The 6,854-nt window shown below is 39.0% G+C and carries 9 protein-coding genes; all 9 read left to right on the top strand.

Features of this window, described 5'->3' with window-relative positions:
• Positions 1–185 (top strand): transposase (locus J7K93_07500; protein ID MCD6116843.1); only part of this gene is annotated, 185 nt, incomplete at its 5' end.
• A gap of 25 nt (positions 186–210) precedes the next feature.
• Complete coding sequence (locus J7K93_07505; protein ID MCD6116844.1) at positions 211–1,461, top strand: MFS transporter; 1,251 nt, start codon at positions 211–213, stop codon at positions 1,459–1,461.
• A gap of 201 nt (positions 1,462–1,662) precedes the next feature.
• Complete coding sequence (pyrR, locus tag J7K93_07510) at positions 1,663–2,199, top strand: bifunctional pyr operon transcriptional regulator/uracil phosphoribosyltransferase PyrR (protein ID MCD6116845.1); 537 nt, start codon at positions 1,663–1,665, stop codon at positions 2,197–2,199.
• A gap of 17 nt (positions 2,200–2,216) precedes the next feature.
• Positions 2,217–3,164: an aspartate carbamoyltransferase catalytic subunit gene (locus tag J7K93_07515; protein ID MCD6116846.1), complete on the top strand. Its 948-nt coding sequence runs from the start codon at positions 2,217–2,219 to the stop codon at positions 3,162–3,164.
• Positions 3,157–4,467, top strand: a complete 1,311-nt coding sequence (locus J7K93_07520) for a dihydroorotase (GenBank protein MCD6116847.1) — start codon at positions 3,157–3,159, stop codon at positions 4,465–4,467. The genes J7K93_07515 and J7K93_07520 overlap by 8 nt, the downstream gene beginning before the upstream one ends.
• Before the next feature lie 74 nt (positions 4,468–4,541).
• Positions 4,542–4,985 carry a 50S ribosomal protein L13 gene (gene rplM / locus J7K93_07525; protein ID MCD6116848.1) on the top strand — a complete coding sequence of 148 codons (444 nt, stop codon included), beginning with the start codon at positions 4,542–4,544 and terminating at the stop codon, positions 4,983–4,985.
• Positions 4,982–5,374, top strand: a complete 393-nt coding sequence (gene rpsI / locus J7K93_07530) for a 30S ribosomal protein S9 (protein ID MCD6116849.1) — start codon at positions 4,982–4,984, stop codon at positions 5,372–5,374. The genes rplM and rpsI overlap by 4 nt, the downstream gene beginning before the upstream one ends.
• Positions 5,375–5,503: 129 nt before the next feature.
• Positions 5,504–6,247 (top strand): 30S ribosomal protein S2, encoded by a 744-nt coding sequence (gene rpsB, locus J7K93_07535; GenBank protein ID MCD6116850.1) that lies wholly within the window; start codon positions 5,504–5,506, stop codon positions 6,245–6,247.
• Positions 6,248–6,306: 59 nt separating this feature from the next.
• Positions 6,307–6,854, top strand: a 548-nt coding sequence (gene tsf, locus J7K93_07540) for a translation elongation factor Ts (protein ID MCD6116851.1), incomplete at its 3' end; no start/stop codon positions are given.

Raw genomic sequence — 6,854 nt, forward strand, 5'->3', positions numbered from 1 at the left:
AAATTCGTCGGCGTACCCGGGTTGTTGGTATTTTCCCAAATCAAGAATCATGCTTAAGATTGATCACAGCAGTATTGCAGGAAATTCATGAAGGATGGATTGTTGGGAGAAAATATATAAACTTTGAGAATAATAAGGACGAGGAGAACCTTAAATTACCAATTTACAGAAAAAATGTTGCATAATCAAAATTTATAGGGAATATTTTATATGAAAATAAATAGCATGCTTGCAAGATTTTCAGCTTACGGGTTTTTAAAAAATCAGAGATATTTTGAGCCCTTTTTTATATTATTCCTTATGGATAAAGGCCTCAATTTTACAGAGATAGGCCTGCTTGTCGGGTTTCGGGAATTGTTTATAAATATTATGGAGATTCCAAGCGGAGGATTTGCTGATTTTTACGGAAGAAGGCGAAGCATGATAGTGTCATTTTCTTCCTATATAATCTCCTTTCTTATCTTCGGACTGTCAGGGCCGCATATCTGGCTTCTTTTTACTGCAATGTTTTTCTTTTCAATTGGAGAGGCATTCAGAACCGGTACGCATAAGGCACTTATTTTTACCTGGCTCAGAATTCATAACAGACTTGATGAAAAAGTGCGTATTTACGGATATACCAGATCGTGGTCCAAACTGGGATCGGCGTTTTCAATAATAATTGCAACATATCTTGTATTAAGAGAGCATAACTATTCAGCGGTTTTTTTCTATACATTAATTCCGTATCTGCTTGGTCTGATAAATTTTTTCTTTTATCCTGCTGAACTTGAGGGTGAAAAAAAGAAAGATGTATGTATTTCCAGGCTTTTTTCACATGTATTCCGTTCTATGGTTCTATCTGTAAAGCGTGCCGGCCAGAGGAGATTGATTCTTGAGTCAATGTGTTTTGAGGGATTTTTTAAAGCGACAAAGGACTATATCCAGCCTATGGTAAAGAATTTTGCCATTGCTATTCCGGTGTTTGTTACTCTTGGAAAAGGAAGCAGAACTCCTGTTTTAATCGGCCTTGTTTATTTTGTACTGTATTTATTGTCTGCAGTAGGAAGCAGAAAATCACATTCTTTTGTTTCAGCCTTTAAGAATGAAGAGAGGGGGGCAGCTATTATCTGGAAGATTGCTTCTGTCCTGTATATTTTAATGATCCCGTTCCTTGCAGCAAAGAGTTACCCTGCAGCTATTCTGTTTTTTATTGGGCTCTATTTTCTGCAGAATATATGGAGGCCCATATTAATCAGCAGGTTTGATAAATTTGCAACAGAAGAGGACGGAGCAACAGTGCTTTCAATTGAAAGCCAGGCTAAATCAATTGCTGCAATGATTTTTGCACCTATAGCAGGAATGTTTATTGATTTGGTCAGAACGCGAAACATTGGCGGCGAGTTCTGGCCTGTTGCTGCCGTAGGTGCTGTTCTCAGTATTGCTATGGTTGTTACGAAAAGGAATCATAGAGCTGAATAAATGAATCATTCATGACTCTTTTAAGAATGAATTAGAAATACCTTGCTTTTGAAAATAAAAGTCCGTATAATTTTAGAAATAGATTTTCCCCTTTAAACGGGTCCGGCGAGATCGGAAAGGGGAGCGTGAATTCGACAGAGAAACACCTCCCTGACATAGAAGCCGGGGAGGTGTTTTTTTTAAATTAACTTTGAGGCGAATATGAAACTAAAAGCCGAATTAATGGACAGTATGGCTGTGTCCAGGACATTAATGCGCGTAACTCATGAAATTTGTGAAAGAAACAAAGGTGTGGAGAATCTGGCGATTATCGGGATTAGGAACAGGGGAGATATACTTGCAAGGCGAATTAATGAAAATATCAAGAGAATAGAAAAGGTGAGCATTCCTATCGGGATTCTTGATATCACACTGTATCGTGATGATTTCCGCCTGTTTTCAGAACGTCCTGTTGTACAGGAAACGGACATAGATTTTGATCTTACAAATAAGAGAGTTATCCTTGTTGATGATGTTTTATTCACAGGAAGAACAGTAAGAAGCGCTCTTGATGCTGTAATTGATCTGGGCCGCCCATCTATGATTCAGCTTGCTGTGCTTATTGACAGGGGGCACAGAGAGCTTCCTATCAAACCGGATTATGTAGGAAAGAATGTACCTACGTCAAATGATGAACAAATCCAGGTTAAATTAAAAGAAGTTGACGGGGAAGATTTGGTTCTTCTTATTGAACCTTAATTAGATAGGGAGAAAAAATGCAATTAAAAAGCAGACACTTGCTTGGGTTGGAGGGCGTTGATAAAGAGGAGTTGACTCTGATTCTTGATACTGCAGAATCATTTAAAAATGTACTTGCAAGAGAGATACCTAAGGTGCCGACATTACGCGGGAAAACCGTTGTAAATTTTTTTTACGAGCCTTCCACAAGAACACGTTTTTCTTTTGAACTGGCAGAGAAGAGGCTTTCCGCTGATGCTGTTAATTTCTCAAAAGCAAGTTCCAGCGTATCCAAGGGGGAAGATTTAAAAGATACAATTCGAAATATCGAAGCAATGAGGATAGATTTTGTTGTAATAAGGCACTCTTCACCCGGAGCGCCTCATTTTATTTCGCAATGCGTAGATGCTTCTGTTATAAATGCAGGGGACGGAGCGCATGAACATCCGACGCAGGCTCTGCTTGACATGATGACAATGAGGCAGAAGATTGGAGACCTTAAAGGCAAAAGAGTTGTGATTGTCGGTGATATTATGCACAGCCGTGTCGCAAGATCAAATATATTCGGATTAAAAGCCTTAGGTGCAGAAGTAGGTGTATGCGGTCCAGCGACACTCTTACCTGTTGCAATTGAAGAAATGGGGGTCAAAGTTTACCCTCATATAGAGGATGCTATGAGGGAAGCTGATGTCCTTAATATCCTTCGGATTCAGCTCGAGAGGCAGGAGGGTGGGCTCTTTCCCAGTTTGAGGGAATACAGAGCCCTTTTTGGTTTAACGAGAGAGCGGCTTAGCCGGTTGGGCAAAGAGCTGCTAATTATGCATCCCGGGCCAATGAACCGTGGTGTTGAAATTGACAGCGAAGCTGCTGACTCAATGCATTCTGTTATTCTTCAGCAGGTGACTAACGGAGTTGCAGTCAGAATGGCTGTTCTTTATCTTTTATCCGGAGGCAAGGGGAAATTTGAAGGAGAAGAAAATGAATAAGAAAAATTTCCGAAGCGTGGAAAATCAGGCTTCAATTCTTTTGAAAAACGGGCATATTCTGGATCCCTCTGTTTCCCTTGATAAGAATGCAGATATTTTGATTAGACAGGGAAAGATTGCCGAGATTGGAAAAATTGATGAAAGCTCCTTCGGGGGCAAGATACTTGACTTAAAGGGAAAGTATATTGTTCCAGGATTTTTTGATTTGCATGTTCATTTCAGAGAACCGGGATATGAAGGCGCCGAAACGATAAAATCCGGTATCAGTTCTGCTATGGCAGGCGGTTTTACAGGAGTATGTGTAATGCCTAACACAAGCCCTGCGTGTGATAACAGAGGGCAGGTTGATTATATTAATGAAAAGGCCAGAGGTTCTATTGTTGATGTTTTTCCCATTGGTGCAGTAACAAAGAAAAGAGAAGGTAATGAGCTGACTGAAATGGCAGATATGGTTGAAGGCGGCGCAGTGGCTTTTTCTGATGACGGATCTCCGGTTAAAACAGGGGCAATTTTACGAAGTGCAATTGAGTATGCTTCTATGCTTAATAGAGTTATTATAGATCATTGTGAAGATACTGCTATTTCTCAGGACGGAGTAATGAATGAAAGTATTGTATCAACAGAGCTTGGAATGAAAGGCATTCCGAGTATTAGTGAAGAAATTATTGTTGCAAGAGATATTGCAGTAGCGGAGTATATAAATAAACCGGTCCACCTTGCACATATTTCAACTGCCGGTTCTGTAAGGTTGATCAGAGATGCGAAGAAGAGAGGCATGAAAGTAACGGCGGAGACATGCCCTCACTATCTCACTCTTACAGAAGAAGAGGTTAGGGATTTTGATCCGAATTTTAAAATGAATCCGCCTCTGAGAGGGGAAAAGGACAGGGAAGAGTTGATAAAAGCAATCAAGGACGGTACAATTGATGCCATTGTAACAGACCATGCACCACATTCCATAGAAAGAAAAGATAAAGAATTTAATTCATCGGCATTCGGAGTCATCGGACTTGAAACAGCAATCGGAGTAATTCTGACACATTTGGTACATAAAAATAAAATATCAATGAGCGATTTGGTGTTTTTATATTCAATCAATCCCAGGAGAATATTAGGTGTTACGCCAGTAAGAATTCAAAAAGGAGAGAATGCGAATCTATCTATTTTTGATCCGAATAAGGTGTGGATTGTAAAAAAGGAAGAGTTTTTGTCCAAATCAAGGAACACGCCATTTGATAATTGGGAATTAATTGGAAAGTGTACAGGTATATACAATCAAAGTAAATTATATTATTCGGAATAAAAATCTTGACATAAGACTGTAAATTATTTACATTAATAAGCTTTATTTTAAATAAACAGAAGGAGCTTAAAATCGTGAAAACTGTTGTGCCTAAAAAAGAAGACGTGCAAATAAATTGGTACATCTTAGATGCACAGGATCAAGTACTTGGAAGATTAGCGAGTCAGATTGCAATTCTGCTCAGGGGTAAGCATAAACCTGATTTTACACCGCATCTTGATCTCGGCGACCATGTTGTTGTAATCAATGCTGAAAAAGTACTGCTTACAGGTGATAAGGTAGAAAAAAAAACATATAGCAGGTATTCCGGATATCCCGGCGGCCTTGATGTCCAGAATGTTGATACGGTGTTAAAAAAACATCCTGAAAGAGTGGTTATGCATGCAGTAAAGGGAATGCTTCCAAAGAATTCTCTCGGAAGAAAGATGCTGAAAAAACTGCGTGTTTACGCAGGGCCCGAACACCCGCATAGTGCACAGCAGCCAAAAGAATTACCTGATAATTTGAGGAGAATATGAAAGAAACAAGTTATTATGCTACAGGTAGACGCAAGGAGTCAGTTGCCCGTGTATGGCTGACCCCAGGTACAGGTAAAATATCAGTTAATAAAAAAGAACTGAATGAATATTTTAAGAGGCCTACGCTTGAGATGATTATACATCAGCCATTGGATGTAACAGAATCAAAAGAGATGTATGATATACGTGCATTTGTTAAGGGAGGCGGATTAACCGGCCAGGCGGGAGCAATGGTTCTCGGTATTTCAAGAGCTCTTTTGAAAGCAAATGAAGAGATGAAAAGTGTTTTGCGGTCAAACGGATTCCTTACAAGAGATCCTCGCGAAAAAGAGAGGAAAAAGTACGGACAGCCTGGCGCACGCAAAAGATTCCAGTTCTCAAAGAGATAGAATATATTTTATAAATTATAGAATAAACATTCCCTGATTTCCAATTGGGTGCCGGGAGATATTCATGATTTCCCGGTTTTTTGGAAAAAGGACGGGTATGCGGGTTGTAACCCAGAAAAGGAGAAAAATATGGCAGAAGTAACTTTGCAGCAGCTCCTGATGTCTGGGGCGCATTTTGGGCATTTGACACGCAGGTGGAATCCCAAGATGAAGCCCTATATTTTTATGGAGCGTAACGGTATTTACATTATTGATCTCAACAAAACAATGATTTGTATGAAGAATGCTATTGAAGAGATCAAGAAAATTGTTGCACGTGGTGAAAAAATTCTATTTGTCGGAACAAAAACGCAAGCGAGAGATATTGTAAGGGTTGAGGTGGAGCGGTGCGGTATGCCGTACGTAACTGAACGTTGGCTTGGAGGTATGCTGACAAATTTTACTACTATTAAAAAAAGTATTAAGCATTTCAAGAATCTTGAAAAGATGTCGACTGACGGAACTTACGAAAAGCTGACCAAAAAAGAAGTGCTTACGATTGAACGAAAAAAAGAGAAGCTCGAAAATAGCATAGGCGGTATTAAGGATATGAATCGCATTCCGGGGGGAATTTTTATCGTTGATACTAAAAAAGAGGCTATCGCTGTTGCAGAAGCAAAGAAAATGCATATCCCAATCTTTGGAATGATTGATACAAACTGTGATCCTGATCCAATTGATTTTCCGATTCCTGTTAATGATGATGCTTTTAAATCAATCAGCTTAATTGTACATACTATAGCAGATGCAATAATTGAAGGACAGGCAGAAGCCGGAATTGAAGATGCTAAAGAGATGAAAGAAAAAGAAGGTGTTACTGAAAAAAAAGAATGATATGTTCTAATTGAATAATAATAATGTAGGATTTATTATATAATTGTAAGGAGATTTAAATGGCCATTACTGCCGAACAAGTAAAAAAACTCCGCGATCTGACTGGTGTAGGAATGATGGATTGTAAAAATGCTCTTAAAGAGACAGACGGAGACATTGAGAAAGCAGTGGATTATCTCAGGAAAAAGGGGATCGCTTCTGCTCAAAAACGCGCTGGCAAGGCAACTAATGAAGGTGCTGTAGTTTCTTATATACATCCGGGTAACAGGCTTGGAGTTTTAATTGAAATTAATTGTGAAACTGATTTTGTTGCAAAAACGGAAGATTTTCTTCAGATAGCAAGAAATATTGCAATGCATGTTGCTGCTACTAATCCTGCTGCTATTACAAGAGAAGAAATTGATCAGGATGCGCTTGATAAAGAAAAAGAAATATTTAAAACTCAGGTAATAGAAAGCGGTAAACCTGAGAACGTAGTTGATAAAATTGTAGAAGGAAAAATTGAGAAATATTATCAGGAAAATGTTCTCTTAGAGCAAAGTTATGTAAAAGATCCGTCACATACAGTTGAGGAATATCTCCTCGAAGTGTCAGGCAAGCTTGGAGA

It is taken from the genome of bacterium, from assembly GCA_021158245.1.
GTDB lineage: Bacteria > Zhuqueibacterota > QNDG01 > QNDG01 > QNDG01 > QNDG01.

Bases quoted from the DNA above. Each gene is read 5' to 3' on its own strand.
- J7K93_07505 (MCD6116844.1), top strand. From the start codon at position 211: ATGAAAATAAATAGCATGCTTGCAAGATTTTCAGCTTACGGGTTTTTA.
- J7K93_07515 (MCD6116846.1), top strand. From the start codon at position 2,217: ATGCAATTAAAAAGCAGACACTTGCTTGGGTTGGAGGGCGTTGATAAA.
- J7K93_07520 (MCD6116847.1), top strand. From the start codon at position 3,157: ATGAATAAGAAAAATTTCCGAAGCGTGGAAAATCAGGCTTCAATTCTT.
- rpsI (MCD6116849.1), top strand. From the start codon at position 4,982: ATGAAAGAAACAAGTTATTATGCTACAGGTAGACGCAAGGAGTCAGTT.
- rpsB (MCD6116850.1), top strand. From the start codon at position 5,504: ATGGCAGAAGTAACTTTGCAGCAGCTCCTGATGTCTGGGGCGCATTTT.
- pyrR (MCD6116845.1), top strand. From the start codon at position 1,663: ATGAAACTAAAAGCCGAATTAATGGACAGTATGGCTGTGTCCAGGACA.